The following is a 19,110-nucleotide window of genomic DNA, read 5'->3' on the forward strand; positions in this document are numbered from 1 at the left end:
TTAAGTAATTAACAAAGTAGCAAATGGCTAATACAAACCCTAACCAAGATATTGCAATTAAGCCTAGTGCAGTTAAACCAAAACTGCCGGCTATGTACAAAGTGCTGTTGTTAAATGACGATTACACGCCCATGGAGTTTGTTGTAGAAACGATTGAACGTTTTTTTAACAAAAGCCGTGAACAAGCGACACAAATTATGCTCAAAGTACATACAGAAGGCATGGGTGTCTGTGGTGTTTATCCGCAAGATATTGCGGAAACGAAGATGAAACAGGTTTTAACGCATGCCAAGGAATCGCAACATCCGTTGCAGTGTGTGACAGAACTTGCTTAGTTGGCTGAAGTATTAGTTGGCAGACATAATATTAGCGTGAGTAGTAGTAAAAACAAGCCCAGCATTGCTGGTTGCAGGTGTAAAAGTAAATGAAAGTTGGTACAAAATGATCGCGCAAGAACTTGAAGTAAGTTTGCACATGGCATTTATGGACGCAAGACAAAAGCGTCATGAACTGATTACAGTTGAACACTTATTATTAGCCATGATCGATAATCCGACTGCGGCGGAAGTGTTGCGCGCATGCGGTGCAAAATTTGATGTGTTGCGTAGTGAATTGAATCACTATATTGAAGAACACACACCGACTGTTAACGGCACAGAAGAAGTAGACACACAACCAACACTTGGCTTCCAACGCGTGATTCAACGTGCGATGTTGCATGTGCAATCATCTGGCAAAAAAGAAGTGACTGGCGCGAACGTGCTAGTGGCGATTTTCGGTGAAAAAGATTCTCATGCAGTGTTTTTCTTGCATCAACAAGGAATTACCCGCTTAGATGTGGTTAACTTTATTTCACACGGCGTGGCAAAAATACCAGAAGGCGACGCTAAACCAGAAGGCACAGAAACAGAGTCTGAAGCAGAAGCCGTACCAAGTGGTGCGCTAGAAAACTTCACGCTTAACTTAAATGCTCAAGTCTTAGCAGGGAAAATTGATCCGCTGATTGGTCGTGGTCCAGAAATCGAACGTGTGATTCAAACATTGTGCCGCCGCCGTAAAAACAATCCACTATTGGTTGGCGAAGCTGGCGTAGGTAAAACTGCGATTGCGGAAGGCTTAGCACGTCGCATTGTTGAGAAAGAGATTCCAGAAGTATTGGCAAATGCAACGGTGTATTCATTGGATATGGGTGCACTATTGGCTGGCACCAAATACCGTGGCGATTTTGAGCAACGCTTAAAAGCGGTGATGAAACAGCTGGCCGAAAAACCGGATGCAATTTTATTTATTGATGAAATTCACACGTTAATCGGTGCAGGCGCAGCCAGTGGTGGAACCTTGGATGCTTCTAATTTACTGAAACCTGCGCTTTCAAATGGCACGCTTAAATGCATCGGCGCAACTACTTATCAAGAATATCGCGGCATCTTTGAAAAAGACCATGCGCTATCACGTCGCTTCCAAAAGGTAGATGTCGTTGAACCAAGTATCGCCGAAACGATTGAGATTTTAAAAGGCTTAAAATCACGTTTTGAAGAACATCACGGCGTGAAATATAGTGCAAGCGCTTTAACTACAGCAGCTGAACTTGCAGCTAAATACATCAATGACCGTCATTTGCCCGACAAAGCGATTGATGTGATTGATGAAGCCGGCGCAGCGCAACGCATTCTGCCTAAAAACAAGCAGAAAAAAGTCATCGGCAATAAAGAAATTGAAGACATCGTGGCTAAAATTGCGCGCATTCCGCCTAAAAATATCTCTAGCGATGACCGCAACGCGCTTAAAACATTAGAGCGTGATTTAAAAGCCGTGGTTTTTGGCCAAGATAAAGCGATTGAAGCACTGACATCAGCCGTAAAAATGGCGCGTAGTGGCTTGGGTCAAAATAATAAGCCCATTGGTAGCTTCTTATTCAGCGGTCCGACTGGTGTGGGTAAAACCGAAGTCGCCAAGCAGTTAGCTTACATCATGGGCGTTGAATTAATTCGCTTTGATATGAGTGAATACATGGAGCGTCACGCAGTCAGCCGTTTGATTGGTGCGCCTCCAGGCTATGTGGGCTTTGAGCAAGGTGGCTTGATGACTGAAGCAATCACCAAACAGCCTTATAGCGTTTTACTGCTAGATGAGATTGAAAAAGCGCATCCGGATATTTTCAACATCCTGTTGCAAGTGATGGATCACGGTACTTTGACTGACAATAATGGCCGTAAAGCGGACTTTAGAAATGTCACGATTATCATGACAACGAATGCAGGCGCTGAGAATTTGGCTAAATCGAGCATTGGATTTACCAATGCAAAAGAAGCTGGTGATGAGCAAGCGGATATTAAACGCCTATTCTCACCAGAGTTCCGTAATCGTCTAGATGCGACAGTGTCTTTTGGCAGCTTAACGCAAGATATTATCATCCGCGTGGTCGATAAATTCTTGATGCAATTAGAAGACCAGTTGCATGAGAAAAAAGTGGATGTAACGTTTAGCGATGCGCTTAAAACCTATCTAGGTAAAAAAGGTTTTGATCCGCAAATGGGTGCACGTCCAATGGCGCGTTTGATTCAGGATACGATTCGTAAAGCCTTGGCAGACGAATTGCTATTCGGCCGCCTCAGCAATGGTGGCGCAGTGCATGTCGATATTGATGATAAGGACCAAGTTAAACTGGTTTTTAGCAAAGATAACCAATCACGCGATGCCTTGCTAGCAACCGCAGACTAAGTTTTAGTGCACAATAAAAACAGCCAACTTATGCAATATAAGTTGGCTGTTTTTTCATCACGCGTTCAAATAATTCTGAGTTAACTAAAGTATTAAGCCAGTTTTGCAATTTCGGATAATTTGACGATTCAAACCAAGTTAAATCGACCGCCGCAAACTGGCGCACAAAGGGAAAAATTGCCATATCAGCCAAACTGGCGGTATCTTTGAATAAATAAACGTTTTGATTTAATAAATGTTCTAAGTGCTGTAGAAACTTCTCACCTTGTTGACGATAATGCGTTTGAGTGAATTGCGGATAACGTTCAGGATATTTGTAACTATCAAGCGTTTGCTTAAAATATGTATCGTTCTCGGTAATTAATGCCTGCATTTTGCCAGAATCCGCATCCAGCCAATCTTGTAGATCATATTGCCGCAAAGCCCAAAACATAATGTCCAAGCTTTGCTCAATTACAACGCTAGTTTGTAATATCAACACTGGCACAGTACCTTTTGGCGACACTTGCAACATATGTGCAGGCTTGTCGCGCAATACTATTTCGCGTATTTCAACTGAAATATCGGCTACAAAAATTGCCAGTCTGGCACGCATGGCGTAAGGACAACGGCGGTAGGAATATAAAATTGGAAGCATACAAGCTCTAATAACTTAACACTATTTTTTGCCTAAAAATAGTGTTAAGTCTCTATGTTTAGTCTAGGATTGAATTAACCTAATGTTGTGCAAATATCACGCACCAGCGCAGGACCTTTATAAATCAGCCCACTATAAATCTGCACCAAACTCGCACCAGCAGCAATTTTTTCAACGGCATCTGCAGCACTTAATATCCCACCCACGCCAATAATCGGCAATGCGCCTTGTAATTGTTTTGAAAGCTGTTGAATCACAATAGTCGATTGATTCCGCACCGGCGCTCCTGATAATCCACCAGTTTCATCGCCATTTTTCATGCCTTTGACGACATCACGTGCCAGCGTTGTATTCGTCGCGATCACACCATCAATCTGATGCTGCATCAACAAACCGGCAATTTCAGTCACTTGCTCTTGGGTTAAATCAGGCGCTATTTTTAAAGTGATTGGCACATATTTACCGTACTGCTGCGCGAGTTTATTTTGCTCTAATTTCAAGCTGGCAAGCAAACTAGATAACGCTTCTTTCTCTTGCAATGCGCGTAAATTTTTAGTGTTGGGTGACGAAATATTTACGGTGATGTAACTGGCATGTTCATACACTTTTTTCATGCAAATTAGATAATCATCCACCGCATTTTCAATCGGCGTATCAAAGTTCTTGCCAATGTTAATACCCAGAATTTGATTAGAAAGCCCGCCATCAAATTTAGCCGCTTTTACATTGTTAACTAAATTGTCCACACCCAAATTATTAAAACCAAAACGGTTAATTACGCCCTGCGCTTCTTTCACCCTGAATAAGCGCGGCTTAGGATTTCCTGGCTGCGCGCGCGGTGTGACAGTGCCCACTTCAATAAAACCAAAACCCAATGCAGCCATGCCATCGATAACTGCACCGTTTTTATCTAAACCCGCTGCCAGACCAACTGGATTGGGGAAATTTAATCCCATTACTTGTCTTGGCTGGCAAACAGGTGGTTTTGGATAAAGCGCTAATAAACCCGTTTTTTCGGCGAATTTAAGACTTTTTAAGGTGATGTCATGTGCAGTTTCAGCATCTAATTGAAACAGCAAAGGCTTGGCAAGTTGGTAGTAATTCATAGCGCTATTTTACGTGAGTTGAATCGATTTTTAGTAGCGCTAAATGTTCATCACACGTACCGTATATTTGAACCCGCAAGATCGGCATTTAAACAGTCGATCATCACGTGTTTTTGACAAAGGCTGAGTGCCGCATTGCGGGCATCTAACAATATCACCTTCTTTTTCGATTTGAACATAATCTCGCACTGAAATCGTATCTGCAAGTAAAGAGTTGACCTGTTTTTTATTGAAATAGGTCCCTAATATAATGATCAGAATCGCGCCGATTTCCAGCAATACATTTAGCCTAAGCCCTAAAATTTCCGTGTTAATCAGAATATCCACATGATGAAAGGAGGCTGCACGTATCAAAATAAAGGTGCACAACAGAATAATCCCCATCCAAGCGAGCTTGTAGTTGCGCCAAGTATTTACTAGAAACAATCTGAAAGCGATTAATGCCATTAGCATACCAAAACCTAGCACCACGATGAAAGCCACTTGTACTGGCCTTCTATGCTCATACCAACCATGATGTTGCGCAGCATCTTTGAGCATTTCAGTAAACCAACTTTGCAAATCTAACTGTTTATTAACACCTAAAAATAGTAGAAAAATGGCTAAATACAACCAAAATAAATAATTTCCACCAAACTTCTTAGATGCATTTGCTTTAACAATACAGCGCGCAACAGCCAACAAATAAACTGCCACAGTTATCCAACCAAAAACCGTTGCGTCGCCAATACCTGCATGCCAGCGACCATCTTCCGTCGCGGCAAGTATTAAAGGACTTTGGATTAAGAGAAATAAGAAGAGCGTAATTTTAGTCATACTGTGTGTTTAATATTCAAAAACGAGATTACTATCGCTATTTATCAACATTCTCAACAGTAGATATTTTCAGTATTTTTAACTCGGTACTAATGGTTAATAAATACTAATTACAACAATACCTTCTCAATCCCGCCATTATTCACGCGCTCCACATATTCTTCCATCCAGTTATCGCCCAGAATATGCTTAGCCATTTCGACCACAATGTAATCGGCTTCAATACCCGTATCATCCCCATAACGCGCTAAGCCTTGCAGGCAGCTTGGGCAACTGGTGAGGATTTTCACTTTTCCTTCAGGCTTACCAACGGTTAAGCCCATTTTATTCATACCTTTTTCCAGCTCTTCTTGCTTACGGAATTTAACTTGCGTGGCAATATCAGGTCTAGCAGCAGCAAAAGTGCCGCTTTCGCCACAACAACGGTCGTTCAATTGCACTTCTTGGCCCATTAGCTTATTGGTGACTTCCATTGGCTTATAGGTTTTCATCGGGCTATGGCATGGGTCGTGGTACATGTAACGCGTACCTGTCACCGTTTGCAAGCGCATGTCTTTTTCCATCAGATATTCATGGATATCCAACAATCTGCAACCTGGGAATATTTTTTCAAATTCATATTTTTGCAGTTGGTCCATACACGTACCGCAAGATACGATAACGGTTTTAATATCCAAATAATTCAAGGTATTAGCTACGCGATGGAACAATACGCGATTATCCGCAGTGATTTCTTGACCTTTATCGTGATTACCTGCTGATGTTTGCGGATAGCCGCAACATAAATATCCAGGCGGCAATACGGTGATTGCTCCCACTTCATACAACATCGCCTGTGTTGCTAATCCCACGTTTGAGAACAAACGTTCTGAGCCACAACCAGGAAAATAGAATACCGCTTCAGAATCTTCAGTCACTTTTTGCGGATTGCGAATCACTGGAATCATGCTGTCATCTTCCACACCAAGCATGGCGCGTGAAGTTTTAGACTGCATTTTTCTAGGCATTGGCCTATTAATAAAATGAATCACTTGTGCTTTGATTTCTGGCTTACCAACACTGGCAGGCGGACGAATCTTATTTTTAAGCAGGCCGAATTTTTTGGCTAACGTATGCGCAATGTTTTGGGCTTTATAACCCCAACCAATCATGGTTGTGCGTATAAATTTAATCGTCGCTGGGTCTTTAGCATTTAAAAACAGCATGCCAGCCGCAGTGCCCGGGTTAAATTGCTTTTTACCTTGTACACGTAAAAAATTGCGCATTTTGATGGATACATCACCAAAATCAATATCCACAGGACATGGATTCAAACATTTATGGCAAACGGTGCAATGGTCGGCCACGTCGTTAAACTCGTCAAAATGTTTAATTGAGATACCACGCCGCGTTTGCTCTTCGTACAAAAATGCTTCAATTAGCAATGACGTTGCTAAAATTTTATTGCGCGGGCTGTATAAAAGATTTGCCCTCGGCACATGTGTCGTACAAACAGGCTTACATTTTCCGCAACGTAAACAATCACTTATATCATCGGCAATTTCGCCAATCGCTGATTGCTCCATGATGATAGATTCTTGCTCTAATAAACCAAAGCTTGGCGTATAAGCATTTTCAAGCCCAGAACCTGCTAACAATTTACCTTTATTAAAGTGGCCGTTCGGGTCAACCTTGTTTTTATAGACGGTAAATGTGTCAATGGTTGATTGATCCAAATACTCCATTTTGGTGATACCAATGCCATGCTCGCCAGAAATCACGCCATCCAAGCCTTTGGCCAGCGCCATCACGCGGTCAACTGCTTCATGCGCCTGCTTCATCATGCCGTAATCGTCAGAATTGACGGGGATATTGGTATGCACATTGCCATCCCCCGCATGCATGTGCAAGGCAATAAATACGCGGCTTTTGAGTACGGTTTTATGAATTTCATCAAAACGTGCCAATATTTTTTGATATTCGCGTCCAACGAAAATCTCCGCCATTGGGCGTTTTAGTTCGCGCTTCCAAGAGATGCGTAAATCGTAAGATTGCACCGCGCGGAATACATTTTCGTATTGGCTATGATCTTTACCCAGCGCACCTAACACACTCACAGGTTCATCTAGCGTGTTTAAAATTAAGCGCCATTTTGAACGTAAATCCCGCAACAATTGCAAGGCCATCACTTGTTTGGTCTGTACCATTTGCGCATCTGCATTACCATCTTCATCGGCTTGCAAGGGCAAGTCTGTCTGCATAAACGCTTCTAAAGCATCGACTAATTTAAGCTTGTTATGTATTGAAAGCTCAATATTAATGCGTTCAATACCATCAGAATATTCGCCTAATTTAGGCAATGGAATCACAACGTCTTCATTGATTTTAAAGGCGTTAGTATGTTTAGCGATGGCGGCTGTACGCGCGCGGTCTAGCCAGAATTTTTTGCGTGCTTCGCCTGATACGGCAATAAAACCTTCGCCATTTTTAGCGTTACACATACGCACCATGGCAGAAGCCACTTCACCGACGGCATTTTCATCATCAGAAGCGATATCCGCAATCAATACCATTTTCGGGCGTTGCTGCCTTGCCGCTTTTGTGGCGTAACCAACCGCTTTGATATAGCGCTCATCCATGTGCTCCAAGCCAGCCATAATAACGAGCGACTTGTTAGGGATTGCTGGATCTGGTTTAGCGGTTGCATCGAGATAATCTTTAATCTCCACAATCGCTGGAACGGCATGTGACACATTGCCAAAAAATTCCAATGCAATCGTGCGCACATATTTCGGCATGCGATGCAAAATAAAAGTTGCGCTGGTAATTAAGCCATCGCAACCTTCTTTTTGAATGCCTGGTAATCCGCTTAAAAACTTATCGGTCACATCTTTACCTAGGCCAACTTTTCTAAAGCTTGGTCCAGGAATACTGATAATTTCAGGCTCTCCTAACTGAGTTTTTAGGTCAATATCAAAACGGGTGATTTTGAATCGCGCCATCGCGATATCGTGAATTTTGCCTAGATTATGGTCTAAACGCTCCACTTCCATCCAAGTCGCATCTGGCGTCACCATACGATAAGATGCCAAATTATCCAGCGCGGTACCCCACAACACGGCTTTTTTGCCACCCGCATTCATCGCAACGTTTCCGCCGATACAACTTGCATCCGCACTGGTTGGATCGCAGGCAAACTCTAAACCAGCTTCGGTTGCCGCTTCCATCGCACGGCGCGTCACTACGCCAGCACCACACTCAATCGTGGCAACTTGACGCGCAACACCTGGCAATGTGCGCATTTGCACGCCTGTGTGCTTGTCTAACTTCTCTGTATTGATCACTACAGATAATGGCGTTAGCGGAATTGCGCCACCTGTGTAGCCGGTTCCGCCTCCGCGTGGGATCACGGTTAAGCCTAACTCAATACTGGCTTTTACAAGCGCAGCGATTTCAATTTCAGTATCCGGATTAAGTACCACAAACGGATACTCAACACGCCAATCTGTGGCATCGGTGACATGAGAAACACGGGCTAAGCCATCAAACTGAATATTGTCTTTGCGCGTGATTTTGTTGTATTTAGCCAACGCTTTTTTACGCAAATCATAGGTTTGACGAAAATCATCGGCAAACTTTTCCACCGCTTTTTTGGCAGCATTGACTAGTTTTTGTACTTTTTCATTACCGCTCGTGTTGCCACTCACATTACGTTCATCAATGGCATTAATGCGATGATAAAGCGCATCAATAATCGCTTTGCGGCGTTTTGGATTATCCAGCAAATCATCTTGCAGATACGGATTGCGGCTGACGACCCATAAATCGCCCAACACCTCAAACAACATACGCGCGCTGCGACCGGTTTTACGTTCGCCTCTTAACGCATTCAACACATCCCAAATCTCTTCGCCCAAGAACCGAATAACGATTTCACGATCAGAGAATGAGGTGTAGTTGTAGGGAATTTCGCGCAAGCGAATGGCAGGAGCCGGCTCGGTTTGTAAAATTTCAGCGGGGATAGGTGCGTTCATCTATATTTTGGCTTATCTTGTGGATAAAATTGGCTAAATTTAATAGTTAATTATAACATGCTGTAGACCGCGGAATAACTACAAGCGTTCTATGGTTATTGATAACAATTATGCCTAAAAAGCGTTAAAATTATAAAATGTTGACCATTAAAAAACTCATTATTCCCGCGGCCATTCTGGCTTTATTAATCGTTTTAGGCTTAAGCCTAAGCAATAAAACCCAAGCACCCACAATCACATTTACCACAATTGATGGCAAAAAAATCAGCATGGCCGACTTAAAAGGCAAAGTGGTGCTGGTTAATTTTTGGGCAACCGATTGCCCTGGCTGCATCAAAGAAATGCCAGATTTGATTAAAACTTATAATGATTATAAAACCAAAGGTTTCGAGGTTATTTCTGTCGCCATGCCTTATGATCCGCCTGCGCAAGTACTTAACTATACGCGGCAAAAGGCGCTGCCTTTTCCTGTGATGCACGATGGTTTCTCTGAAATAACACAAGCATTTGGCGGCGTAAATTTAACACCGACTGCGTTTATTTTTGATAAACAAGGCAAACGCCTACAACGCACAATTGGTGAACTGGATTTTGCTAAATTACACCAACTGCTGAATATCGAGCTGGCCAAATAATGCTTTGGATTAAAGCATTCCACCTTATTTTTGTCATCAGCTGGTTTGCTGGTTTATTTTATTTGCCCAGATTATTTGTGAATCACGCCATGGTGAGCGATGCCGCCACTTTGGAGCGACTCAGTTTAATGGAAAATAAGTTATATCGCTTTATGTTGCCGCTGGCCATATTGGCGATTATCTTTGGTTTATGGCTGACGATTGCTTATGGCATTAAAGGCGGCTGGCTGCATGCCAAGTTGTTGCTGGTTGCGGGCTTAATTGCTTATCATCTTTATTGTGGCAAATTAATGCGCGATCTTGCTGCGGGCAAAAATACCCGCAGCCATATTTGGTATCGCTGGTTTAATGAAGTGCCTGTGTTAATATTATTTGCAATCGTTATTTTGGTGGTTGTAAAACCATTTTAAAGCGTTAAGTCATTTAAAGTTAACCGAATTTAAACATGAATAATCTAGATATTCTGCATTCAGACTGGCTGATTAACATGCTCAAAAAATCGAGCAGCAAACCGCAAGCGCGGCTTTTAAGCCTGTTCGATATTTTAGAAGATTGGCTAGATGCGCCGAATACGGGTCAACAATCTATTCAACAAGAAAACCTCGTATTAGCAACAAACCATCAATTACAAGATTTTTTAGCGTTAGAAGCCGCTAAAGCTGGTGCTGCATTGCCCGAAATGTTGGCGAATCAATTGTATTTTATGGCAGTTGCAGCAGCGCAAGAAAAACTTCAAGCCAATAATCCGTTAAGTTTAAGCCATGCTAAAAATGCTGCTAGCGCACTCATAGCTGCGCAAACTGAAAAAGAATTCCGCATCGCAAAATCATCCGTTTATGCGATTGCCGCCAGCTTTTTAGGCGCATCGGTTGTTGCGGGTAGTTTATTTATCATGCATAAAACCGATTCAGCATCACATACAAAAATTGCGCAAACTGCGCCGAGCATTGCCGTTATGCCCAGCCAAATAGCTACAGCGCAACAAACTTCTGCGTTATTGGCCCAGCTTGATCAAATGCGTAAAGGCAACTGCCAGTTGATTGAGGCGCTACAATTACCCGATTCTTATAAAAAAGTATATTTTGAGAATGTTGTATTAGGTCAAATTTCTACCAATATTGAAGATCAAAAAAAAGTACATCAGTTATTAGATATGGTGCGTTGCAATTACACGCCAATGTTAATGGCTAATTCTAGAGGCACCTAGCTTAACAGCTGTTCGCGCACTTTTTACGCAACCTATTTATTGCAATTCCATCAAAATTCCGCAGCACCAATATTCAGATTTATTTTAAATCTGCTCTATACAAGCAAGTATATTAATTAACTTGGATTAAAAATTTAATTAATTTTTATTATAAATATTAGACACTTAATCGGCACTGAAATACTTAACGCATGAAAAATGTTACCTATAAGTATATTGACTAAGCCAATTAATCTCATGCTATACTATTTTTATGAGCGTGTTAAAAGACAGAATTTTACTGGTTGCAACAGATTTATTTCACACTAGAGGAATAAATTCCACGGGGGTGGATACGATTGTCGCCGTCGCAGGAACAACCAAAATGACGCTCTACAAATACTTTAATACCAAAGAACAGCTAATCATAGAAGTGTTGCAAAAAAGCCAGCTGGATTTTCAAAGCTGGTTAACTGAAAAATTAAACACTGGCACTAAAAAACCCGCTGAAAAAATTCAATTGTTGTTTGACTATATTGAAGAATGGGTCAATTCTTCTGCATTTATCGGCGTTGGCTTTATTAAAGCTTCAGCAGAATTCCCCAACGAAGAAAATGCCATTCATAAACTATCCTCATTGCAATCACGTGAATTTAGACAGTTCATCGGCAAATTAGCTGCCGATGCCAATATTAAAGATGCCGACGGCTTGGCATTGCAATTGTCATTACTGTTTGAAGGCGCAGCGCAAGCTGAGCAAATGAAACGTGGCTCTGGTGCAATCAAGTATGCTAAAAAAGCCGCTAAAATCTTAATCGATGGCGCGATAAAACAATCCTAAATTAACGTATATTTGAGCATTAATAATAGTTAACCATTATTTTCACCCAAATTTTACCCTAGCAATCTCAGCCGCATTAAAAACTCCCCTTGCCTAGTGCATGCTTGCTCTAAGATAATATCGTTTTAAAAATCGGTATTATTATGCATACGCTTATTTGTGGCTCTCTCGCTTTCGACACCATCATGGTGTTTCAAGATCAATTTAAAAATCATATTTTGCCTGACAAAATTCACAGCTTAAGCGTATGTTTTTATGTGCCAGAAATGCGTCGCGAATTTGGTGGCACTGCTGGCAATATTGCCTATAATTTGCAGTTATTAGAGGGTAAACCACTAATTATGGCAACGGTGGGTGACGATTTTAGTAGTTATACGAATTGGCTTAATCAACACAATATCAGTACGCAACATATTAAAAAAATCGATGCCAGCTTTACTGCGCAAGCGTTTATTACCACCGATATTGACGACAATCAAATCACCGCATTTCACCCAGGCGCAATGGTGGAGTCGCATCAAAACAGTGTAAAAGATGCCAAAGAAGTTAGCTTAGCAATTATTGCACCGGACGGTCGCGATGGCATGTTTCAACATGCCAAAGAATGCTTTGAAGCAGGCATTCCATTCCTGTTTGATCCGGGCCAAGGATTACCGATGTTTAACGGTGAAGAGTTGCTGCATTTTATTGAAATGGCAACTTATTTGGCGGTAAACGATTATGAGGCGCAAGTTTTGCAGGATAAAACTGGCTTAACACTTGCGCAATTAGCCAGCAAAGTAAAAGCATTAATCGTGACTTTGGGCGCGCAAGGCTCGCACATTTATGCGGATGGTCAACGTTATGAAGTACCATGCGTTAAAGCTGAACAGATTATTGACCCAACTGGCTGTGGTGATGCGTACCGTGCAGGTTTATTATATGGTATTGCAAATGGTTGGGATTGGCTCACTTGTGGGCGATTGGCCTCAACGATGGGTGCGATTAAAATCGCGAGTCGTGGCGGACAAAATCACAAACCAACGCGTATTGAAATTGAAAATGTTTATGCACAAGCATTAATCGCAGAAGTGAGTGCTGAACAAGCGGCTTTACAAACTACACATTAATTAATTTTTGTTCACTACTTCTTGAGTTAACCTATTGAATCCTAGTAAAAAATAGTCAATAGCAAAACCAAATGCTAATTAAATTGACTAAGTAAGCGGTAATATATAAATCAAATAATTAAAGGAGCCATTATGCAATTCTCAAAACTATTATTTTCAAAGCTATCCTTGGTCGCGATGTTATCAATATTAACAGTTGCTTGCGCGAGCTCTAACTCTGGTAGCGTATACAAACGTGACGATGCGCGAAAAGTGCAGACAGTAAGAACCGGCGTAGTGGAAAGTGTGCGCACAGTTAAGCTAGAAGGTACAAAAAGTCCAGTTGGTACTATCGCTGGTGGTGCAGTTGGTGGCATTGCTGGTAGTTCAGTGGGTGGCGGACGCGGCAGCGCGATTGCTGCGGTAATTGGCGCAGTAGTTGGCGGCCTTGCTGGTTCAGCTGCTGAAGAAGGTATTACGCGTAAAGATGGTATTGAAATTACCGTTAAGTTAGATGGCGGTTCAATGCTAGCAATTGTGCAGGAAGCGGATGAAGAGTTTAAGCCAGGTGATAAAGTACGCATTGTTGAGAATTCAGATACTTCGCGCGTGACGCATTAATATTTACTAGCTAATGAGTCGCTTAATGATTAGCGACTCATTCTTTCTGGGTTTAGCTGTCATCATTTAGTCATTTTACTTTAATGATTCATTCATATTAAGCACATAACATCTCTCAAAATAAAGGAGAGATGTTATGTCTGACAACAAGTTAGCAAAATCACAAGCATTACAATCTAAAGAACTGCAATCAAGAGCATTTCAATCTAATTACCCGTCACAAAGAGGCTTAACTATTAGCTTGGCACGCAACCCTGCAGAGGTCGCGGAAGCGCAACGTTTACGCTACAAAGTATTTTCGGAAGAAATGGGCGCGCAGCTTTCAGGCACAGGCGGCTTAGATGTTGATGGTTTTGATGAGTATTGCGATCATTTATTGGTGCGTGAAAGCATTACACATCAAGTGATCGGCACTTATCGCATCTTAAGCCCAGAAAAAGCCAATGCGGCTGGTGGTTATTACTCTGCAGGTGAGTTTGACCTTACGCGATTATCACATCTTTTCAAAAGTACCGTGGAAGTTGGCCGCGCTTGCGTGCATCAAAATTATCGCAATGGCGGCACCATTACGATGTTATGGGCTGGACTAGCCAAATACATGCAAATGCACAATTATGAATATATGATTGGTTGTGGCAGTGTAGCAATTAATGATGGCGGACACATGGCGGCAAGTTTGTATAACAAGCTTAAAGATGAGTATCTTTCGCCTGCTGAATACCGCGTTTTTGCGCGTAATCCTTTGCCGATTCATGCATTAAATCAAAACATGCAAGTCGTTTGCCCACCGTTGATCAAAGGATATTTGAGGCTTGGTGCCTATATTTGTGGTGAGCCTGCATGGGATGCCTATTTCAATACGGCGGATATGCTGGTAATGTTACCTTTATCTAAAATCAACAGTCGATATGCTTCGCATTTCTTAAAATAATTTGCAACAAAACAGTCACTTAATTATTCGAATCTATCGAATAATACGCATTTTCTGTCACACCATTACTGGATTAATCATCGCAGCAATCATTTTGCCCGTACTGGGCAAAGAATCCAAAAAGTCACTAATTAAATGGTGGTGCGGTGGTTTACTACGCGCGTTTCATATCAAAGTGATAACCTTCGGCAATCTGCCGCCCGCCTCTACTAAAGGTGTGATGTTTGTCGCAAACCACGTTTCTTGGTCAGATATTCATGCATTAAATAGCCAAATTGCATCACGTTTTATTGCCAAGGCAGAAATTAGAAACTGGCCCATATTCGGCTATTTAGCGTCTAAAGCCAACCCACTATTTATTGATCGAAGTAAAAGACAAGTAGCAGCAAAACTTGTAGAAAGTACTGCTGAAAGCTTGGCAGATGGCGATAACCTTTGTTTTTTCCCTGAAGGAACGACGACAGATGGCACGCATGTATTGCCGTTTAAAAGCAGCGTATTACAAGCAGCGATTAATGCAAATACCATTATCTGGCCAGTCGCTATTAGGTACGTTAACTTGGATGGCAGTATCAATACTGCGATGGCTTATGCAGGCGAAACGGGATTAGTAGAATCGATGCAACGGATCATTCAATTAAAGAATGCGATTGTTGAATTGCATTTTTTAACGCCTATCGATGCCAGCAAGCAAAACAGACGTGATTTAACTCAACAAGCTTATGATGCAATTATCACTAAATTGGCTTTGCAACCAAATCTCTCACATCGTGCTGCACTTGAGTGATTACGCCAGTTTCAATACAAAAAGCCGTTAATTGCCCGCCCCACAAACAACCAGTATCTAGCGAAATTACATTATTCCGCTGGCTTAAACCCAGCGCAGACCAATGCCCGCAAAATATTCTTGTCGCTTGTGATTGCCGATTAGGCACATTAAACCAAGGCATATAGCCTTCTGGCACGTTTTGCAACTCACCTTTAAAAGCAAATTCCATCTCACCATTCGCTTTACAAATACGCATACGCGTCATGGCATTGGTAATCACGCGCAGTCTATCCATACCCACAAAATCATCTTGCCAAATATTGGGTGTATTGCCGTACATATGCGTTAAAAAATCACGGTAATTAAACGCTTGTAACGCCATTTGCACTTCATGTGCATAAGTGACTGCCTGTTGAATTGTCCACTGCGGCAGTAAGCCTGCATGCACGATTGCATAGCTCTGTTGATGCGTATCAAAATCCACCAACATTAACGGTTGATGGCGTAACCAAGTGAGTAGCTCATCGCAATCAGGCGCATCTATAATGGCTTGCAGTGTATCGCTTTTATGCGCTTTTTTTAACTGATGCGCCACTGCTATCGCATGTAAATCATGGTTACCCAGCACCAGTTTCACGCAAGACTGATGTTGAACACACCAACGCAAAACCTCTAACGAACCACTGCCACGGTTGATTAAATCACCAACTAATCTTAGCTGATCCGTTTTTGGATTAAATTGTAGTCGATTGAGTAGCGCACTAAAAGCGTGATAACAGCCTTGTATATCGCCAATTGCGTAAGTTGCCATAGGTTTGATTATAGGGGTTTCATGCAGACTTAATCGTTTTTACAAATAAAAAAGCCGCCTAAATAATTTAAGCGGCCTTTCTTACTACCCAATACTTAACACTAAAAATAACTTAAAAATTAACCTGCAGGTGCTGGCTCTGCTGCAGGAGGCGTTGCAGCTGCTGGAGCTGCTTCTGCTGGCTCAGCTTTTGGTGCCTCAAATTTTGCACCTGATGCGTTAGCCATATGTGCAACTGCATTAGCGATTTCCCCATCAGTTAAATCAGGATTACCACCACGCGCTGGCATATTACGAATGCCCTCAATCGCATGTTTTACTAATGCTTCATAACCTTGTGCAATACGTGGTGCCCATTGCTCTTTATTGCCAATCATTGGCGCGGCCATTAAACCAGCAGCATGACACATCGCGCAAACGGCTTTAGTCACTTCTTCGCCACTCTTATTCACATGTGGTCCAGCGCTAGCTGCCGCCACTTCCACTTCAGCGACTGGCTTAATCGACTCTTCCACTTTTGCAACTTCTGCGGTTTCCGCAGCTGCCGTAGCTGGTGTGTGTGCCGGCTTACCAAAAAAATACGCTAATAGCGAGATTATTAAAGTAAACGCTAAAATAGTACCTGGAATAGCAATAATTAATTGCCAAAAACTAGAACCTGAATATCCTTCATCATGCTTACTCATTGCAGTTAGTTCCTAAATATTAAAAAATTAAACTTTCGCTATTATACCCACACGCCAACAAGGTTAAAAGTCAAACTTAATGCCATATTGGCATTATTACAAACAATCTAAACTGTTATCTTAATGCGTGTTGCTTTGTTATAATGCGCCATCACAAGCGCCCGTAGCTCAGCTGGATAGAGTGTTGGTTTCCGAAGCCAAAGGTCGTGGGTTCGACTCCCGCCGGGCGCACCAAAAAATGCTTTTTATATCTTCCAGTAATGATCAATCAATAATGCTGCAAAAATGAGTGTTAAGTACAGAATGGAGTACTTGAACGTACTTTTTGCTAGCTCATCAGAGTATTTTCGGTATAAGCCAATGACATACCACAAGAATACGACATTTAATAAAACCGCTGAAACCAAGTAAATCAAGCCACTCATGCCTAGACTGTACGGCATAAAAGACACTAAAACTAAAATAACGGTATACAACAGAATATGTAAAAGCGTGAATGCTTCACCATGCGTGACTGGCAACATTGGCATACCTACTTTGGCATACTCTTCACGACGATATAAAGCTAAAGCCCAAAAATGCGGTGGCGTCCATGCAAAAATAATCAAAAACATGATTAATGACTCTGGCGAAACTGCATTATTCACCGCGGCCCAACCCAATATTGGTGGCATAGCGCCTGATGCGCCGCCAATCACAATATTCATTGGCGTAGCTGGTTTTAGGAATACCGTGTAAATAACCGCGTAACCTACAAAAGTGGCAAAGGTTAACCACATTGTCAGTGGATTAACGAACAGATACAGAATTAATAGACCTGAACCGCCTAAAAGTGTGGCAAAAACCGTTGTTTCTGTTTGAGAAACTTGACCAGTCGGTAGCGGCCTTCCACGTGTGCGCGCCATCACCGCATCAATTTTATGCTCAATTAAACAATTAAAAGCTGCTGCGGCACCTGATGCGAATGCAATACCCACCGTTGTTGCCAATAGAAGTGGCCATGGCACCATTCCAGGCGTTGCCAAGAACATACCAATAACCGCAGTAAATACAATCAACATCGTCACGCGCGGCTTACACAAGGCGAAAAAGTTTTTAAAACTTGTCGCAAAGGCTTGTAGCGGGCTAATTGTATTGATGTTCGATTTTTGACTCAATTAATACTCTCTTTATTTCATTCAATATATTTGCAGCTGCTAGAGACTAATTGCAGCAGATTTTACAATCGGTCATTATTGATTAGATTTGCCACCAGTGATTTTTGAATTAAAAATCACCATGATAATAACCAATAATGCGGCACCCAAATTATGACCTACGGCCAATACTAACGGTAAGTGCAAGACTAAATTTGCAATACCAAGGCTGATTTGCGCAAATAGCACAATGATTAATACAATGCTTAGGCGTTTTAATTGCGCGTATTTTAAACTATTTAAGGCTAAAAAACCCAAATAAATCAAAGTTATGATAGCGCCGATACGATGCGTCCATTGAATGGCGGTAATCGATGCCAAGCTTAAATTGCCACCATCTGCACTTTGCCCTAACTCACGAATCATATGAAAAGCATCTTTAAAATCCATGTCTGGTATCCATGCGCCATGGCAAGTGGGGAAATCTGTACAAGCTAATGCGGCATAATTAGTGCTAGTCCAGCCACCTAAGAATATTTGCATAAATAGCACGACCAAACCAAAACGGATAAGCCAACGGCTGGTTTGAGTTTGAGTTTTCGCATCCGAATACAGCACATGAGAATATTGCCCCCAATGTCGATGTGCTATCCATGTCAATAAGGCTAAAGTTGTCATGCCACCTAGCAAATGTGCACTGACGATAACGGGCTTAAGCAGCATCGTCACTGTCCACATACCCAGCGCAGCCTGAAACATAATAATAGCAAGTAGCGAAGTTGTTAACCAAGGAGACACTTTAACTTGCTGGCTACCTTGTTTAGATTTTCTCCAAGCGAGAATGAATAGTGTTAAAACAACCAATCCCAATGTGCCAGCCAAGTAACGATGTAGCATTTCTTTCCAAGCTTTACCTGTTTCAATCAAGCTATGTGGATAATTCGTTTGCGCTTGTTGAATCGCTGTTTCACTTTGAGGCACGGTCAGCGTACCGTAGCAACCTGGCCAATCAGGACAACCTAGTCCAGCATCTGTTAAACGCACATAAGCCCCCAACACAACCACGCATAGCGCCATAATCGCGCCTAACATTGCAATGCGTTTAAACCACAT

At 42.0% G+C, this 19,110-nt stretch carries 18 protein-coding genes and 1 tRNA gene; 11 read left to right on the forward strand and 8 right to left on the reverse strand.

Annotation, left to right across the window (positions count from 1 at the left end):
- Positions 1 to 23 precede the first annotated feature (23 nt).
- Together clpS and clpA are read left to right on the forward strand one after the other, a co-directional pair.
- Positions 24 to 335 carry an ATP-dependent Clp protease adapter ClpS gene (gene clpS, locus METVE_RS0101845; RefSeq protein ID WP_020166746.1) on the forward strand — a complete coding sequence of 104 codons (312 nt, stop codon included), beginning with the start codon at positions 24 to 26 and terminating at the stop codon, positions 333 to 335.
- 106 nt (positions 336 to 441) lie between these two features.
- The gene (gene clpA, locus METVE_RS0101850) at positions 442 to 2,721 is read left to right on the forward strand and encodes an ATP-dependent Clp protease ATP-binding subunit ClpA (RefSeq protein ID WP_026361968.1); all 2,280 of its coding nucleotides are present in this window, start codon (positions 442 to 444) and stop codon (positions 2,719 to 2,721) included.
- Between the two features lie 28 nt (positions 2,722 to 2,749).
- Here clpA and METVE_RS0101855 read toward each other — a convergent pair whose 3' ends face one another.
- From METVE_RS0101855 to METVE_RS0101870, 4 genes are all read right to left on the reverse strand, one after another.
- A complete protein-coding gene (locus METVE_RS0101855; RefSeq protein WP_020166748.1) occupies positions 2,750 to 3,358 on the reverse strand; it encodes a glutathione S-transferase in 609 nt (202 codons plus the stop codon).
- 74 nt (positions 3,359 to 3,432) lie between these two features.
- A complete protein-coding gene (locus METVE_RS0101860; protein ID WP_020166749.1) occupies positions 3,433 to 4,464 on the reverse strand; it encodes a quinone-dependent dihydroorotate dehydrogenase in 1,032 nt (343 codons plus the stop codon).
- 39 nt (positions 4,465 to 4,503) lie between these two features.
- Positions 4,504 to 5,280: a hypothetical protein gene (locus METVE_RS0101865; RefSeq protein ID WP_020166750.1), complete on the reverse strand. Its 777-nt coding sequence runs from the start codon at positions 5,278 to 5,280 to the stop codon at positions 4,504 to 4,506.
- A 110-nt stretch (positions 5,281 to 5,390) separates the two neighbouring features.
- Entirely contained in the window at positions 5,391 to 9,293 is a 3,903-nt protein-coding gene (locus METVE_RS0101870; protein WP_020166751.1) for a DUF3683 domain-containing protein, read from the reverse strand.
- 137 nt (positions 9,294 to 9,430) lie between these two features.
- On the opposite strand from METVE_RS0101870, the gene METVE_RS0101875 reads away from it, so the two are divergent.
- The 8 genes from METVE_RS0101875 (at position 9,431) to METVE_RS0101910 (ending at position 15,382) form a co-directional block, all read left to right on the forward strand.
- A complete protein-coding gene (locus METVE_RS0101875; RefSeq protein ID WP_020166752.1) occupies positions 9,431 to 9,928 on the forward strand; it encodes a TlpA disulfide reductase family protein in 498 nt (165 codons plus the stop codon).
- Positions 9,928 to 10,338: a CopD family protein gene (locus tag METVE_RS0101880; protein ID WP_020166753.1), complete on the forward strand. Its 411-nt coding sequence runs from the start codon at positions 9,928 to 9,930 to the stop codon at positions 10,336 to 10,338. The genes METVE_RS0101875 and METVE_RS0101880 overlap by 1 nt, the downstream gene beginning before the upstream one ends.
- A gap of 35 nt (positions 10,339 to 10,373) precedes the next feature.
- The gene (locus METVE_RS0101885; protein ID WP_020166754.1) at positions 10,374 to 11,135 is read left to right on the forward strand and encodes a hypothetical protein; all 762 of its coding nucleotides are present in this window, start codon (positions 10,374 to 10,376) and stop codon (positions 11,133 to 11,135) included.
- A 253-nt stretch (positions 11,136 to 11,388) separates the two neighbouring features.
- Entirely contained in the window at positions 11,389 to 11,955 is a 567-nt protein-coding gene (locus tag METVE_RS0101890) for a TetR/AcrR family transcriptional regulator (RefSeq protein WP_020166755.1), read from the forward strand.
- Between the two features lie 143 nt (positions 11,956 to 12,098).
- Positions 12,099 to 13,064 carry a carbohydrate kinase family protein gene (locus tag METVE_RS0101895; RefSeq protein WP_020166756.1) on the forward strand — a complete coding sequence of 322 codons (966 nt, stop codon included), beginning with the start codon at positions 12,099 to 12,101 and terminating at the stop codon, positions 13,062 to 13,064.
- A gap of 177 nt (positions 13,065 to 13,241) precedes the next feature.
- The gene (locus METVE_RS0101900; protein WP_369751047.1) at positions 13,242 to 13,664 is read left to right on the forward strand and encodes a glycine zipper 2TM domain-containing protein; all 423 of its coding nucleotides are present in this window, start codon (positions 13,242 to 13,244) and stop codon (positions 13,662 to 13,664) included.
- Positions 13,665 to 13,800: 136 nt separating this feature from the next.
- A complete protein-coding gene (locus METVE_RS0101905; RefSeq protein WP_020166758.1) occupies positions 13,801 to 14,595 on the forward strand; it encodes a GNAT family N-acetyltransferase in 795 nt (264 codons plus the stop codon).
- Position 14,596: 1 nt separating this feature from the next.
- Complete coding sequence (locus METVE_RS0101910; RefSeq protein ID WP_020166759.1) at positions 14,597 to 15,382, forward strand: lysophospholipid acyltransferase family protein; 786 nt, start codon at positions 14,597 to 14,599, stop codon at positions 15,380 to 15,382.
- Here the strand turns inward: METVE_RS0101910 and METVE_RS0101915 are convergent.
- Both METVE_RS0101915 and METVE_RS0101920 read right to left on the reverse strand, forming a co-directional pair.
- The gene (locus METVE_RS0101915; protein ID WP_020166760.1) at positions 15,333 to 16,175 is read right to left on the reverse strand and encodes a symmetrical bis(5'-nucleosyl)-tetraphosphatase; all 843 of its coding nucleotides are present in this window, start codon (positions 16,173 to 16,175) and stop codon (positions 15,333 to 15,335) included. The two genes, METVE_RS0101910 and METVE_RS0101915, sit on opposite strands and share 50 nt — an antisense overlap.
- Before the next feature lie 119 nt (positions 16,176 to 16,294).
- A complete protein-coding gene (locus METVE_RS0101920) occupies positions 16,295 to 16,861 on the reverse strand; it encodes a c-type cytochrome (protein WP_020166761.1) in 567 nt (188 codons plus the stop codon).
- Positions 16,862 to 17,018: 157 nt separating this feature from the next.
- Here METVE_RS0101920 and METVE_RS0101925 point away from each other — a divergent pair.
- Positions 17,019 to 17,095: transfer RNA gene (locus METVE_RS0101925), tRNA-Arg, on the forward strand.
- A gap of 11 nt (positions 17,096 to 17,106) precedes the next feature.
- Here METVE_RS0101925 and cyoE read toward each other — a convergent pair.
- Positions 17,107 to 17,991 carry a heme o synthase gene (cyoE, locus tag METVE_RS0101930; protein ID WP_026361969.1) on the reverse strand — a complete coding sequence of 295 codons (885 nt, stop codon included), beginning with the start codon at positions 17,989 to 17,991 and terminating at the stop codon, positions 17,107 to 17,109.
- Between the two features lie 102 nt (positions 17,992 to 18,093).
- Complete coding sequence (locus METVE_RS0101935; RefSeq protein ID WP_020166763.1) at positions 18,094 to 19,110, reverse strand: COX15/CtaA family protein; 1,017 nt, start codon at positions 19,108 to 19,110, stop codon at positions 18,094 to 18,096.

Origin of the sequence: Methylotenera versatilis 79 (assembly GCF_000384375.1) — a bacterium.
GTDB lineage: Bacteria > Pseudomonadota > Gammaproteobacteria > Burkholderiales > Methylophilaceae > Methylotenera_A > Methylotenera_A versatilis_B.

Coding starts and splice junctions, on each gene's coding strand:
- METVE_RS0101935 (WP_020166763.1), bottom strand. CDS start 19,110: ATGTGGTTTAAACGCATTGCAATGTTAGGCGCGATTATGGCGCTATGC.
- METVE_RS0101900 (WP_369751047.1), top strand. CDS start 13,242: ATGTTATCAATATTAACAGTTGCTTGCGCGAGCTCTAACTCTGGTAGC.
- METVE_RS0101880 (WP_020166753.1), top strand. CDS start 9,928: ATGCTTTGGATTAAAGCATTCCACCTTATTTTTGTCATCAGCTGGTTT.
- METVE_RS0101885 (WP_020166754.1), top strand. CDS start 10,374: ATGAATAATCTAGATATTCTGCATTCAGACTGGCTGATTAACATGCTC.
- METVE_RS0101865 (WP_020166750.1), bottom strand. CDS start 5,280: ATGACTAAAATTACGCTCTTCTTATTTCTCTTAATCCAAAGTCCTTTA.
- METVE_RS0101890 (WP_020166755.1), top strand. CDS start 11,389: ATGAGCGTGTTAAAAGACAGAATTTTACTGGTTGCAACAGATTTATTT.
- METVE_RS0101915 (WP_020166760.1), bottom strand. CDS start 16,175: ATGGCAACTTACGCAATTGGCGATATACAAGGCTGTTATCACGCTTTT.
- METVE_RS0101920 (WP_020166761.1), bottom strand. CDS start 16,861: ATGAGTAAGCATGATGAAGGATATTCAGGTTCTAGTTTTTGGCAATTA.
- METVE_RS0101905 (WP_020166758.1), top strand. CDS start 13,801: ATGTCTGACAACAAGTTAGCAAAATCACAAGCATTACAATCTAAAGAA.
- METVE_RS0101870 (WP_020166751.1), bottom strand. CDS start 9,293: ATGAACGCACCTATCCCCGCTGAAATTTTACAAACCGAGCCGGCTCCT.
- METVE_RS0101855 (WP_020166748.1), bottom strand. CDS start 3,358: ATGCTTCCAATTTTATATTCCTACCGCCGTTGTCCTTACGCCATGCGT.
- METVE_RS0101875 (WP_020166752.1), top strand. CDS start 9,431: ATGTTGACCATTAAAAAACTCATTATTCCCGCGGCCATTCTGGCTTTA.
- METVE_RS0101895 (WP_020166756.1), top strand. CDS start 12,099: ATGCATACGCTTATTTGTGGCTCTCTCGCTTTCGACACCATCATGGTG.
- clpS (WP_020166746.1), top strand. CDS start 24: ATGGCTAATACAAACCCTAACCAAGATATTGCAATTAAGCCTAGTGCA.
- METVE_RS0101860 (WP_020166749.1), bottom strand. CDS start 4,464: ATGAATTACTACCAACTTGCCAAGCCTTTGCTGTTTCAATTAGATGCT.
- clpA (WP_026361968.1), top strand. CDS start 442: ATGATCGCGCAAGAACTTGAAGTAAGTTTGCACATGGCATTTATGGAC.